Below are 404 nucleotides of genomic sequence, written 5' to 3' on the forward strand. Positions count from 1 at the left end.
GTCGCTGTTCCAGTCGGTCTCGACGCGGCCATTGAGGGTCCCGGACCACTGGGTGTCGATGGTGAGCGCGCCGTCATAGTCGAAGCCCAGCACCTCGCCCTCGGGCGTGGTGATGGAGGCGATGCGCTCGGTGGGACCGGCGTAGGTATAGGTGGTCTCGCCCGCCGCGGTGGTGCGCCTGTCCAGCCGTCCGGCGGCGTCGTAGCCGTAGCCGATCTGCGGCCCCAGGGCATGGGTCAGCTGGGTGAGGTCGCGGTCCTTGTCGTAGCCGCGGGCGATGGCCCCGGTGCCGTCGTCGACGGCGGGCGGCTGGTCGTCGTCCTCCAGGTCGACCGGGGTGTAGCCGAGGCGGTGCTCGGGGCGTCCCGGCGGGGTGACGCCCTCGAGGTTGCCCTTGGCGTCGT

Annotated in this window: 1 protein-coding gene; it reads right to left on the reverse strand. The window is 72.0% G+C overall.

Features of this window, described 5'->3' with window-relative positions:
• Positions 1-404: RHS repeat domain-containing protein (locus G3446_RS27330; RefSeq protein ID WP_164456764.1), on the reverse strand; the 404-nt coding region annotated here is incomplete at both ends.

Source organism: Thiorhodococcus minor (assembly GCF_010820565.1).
Taxonomy (GTDB): Bacteria; Pseudomonadota; Gammaproteobacteria; order Chromatiales; family Chromatiaceae; genus Thiorhodococcus; species Thiorhodococcus minor.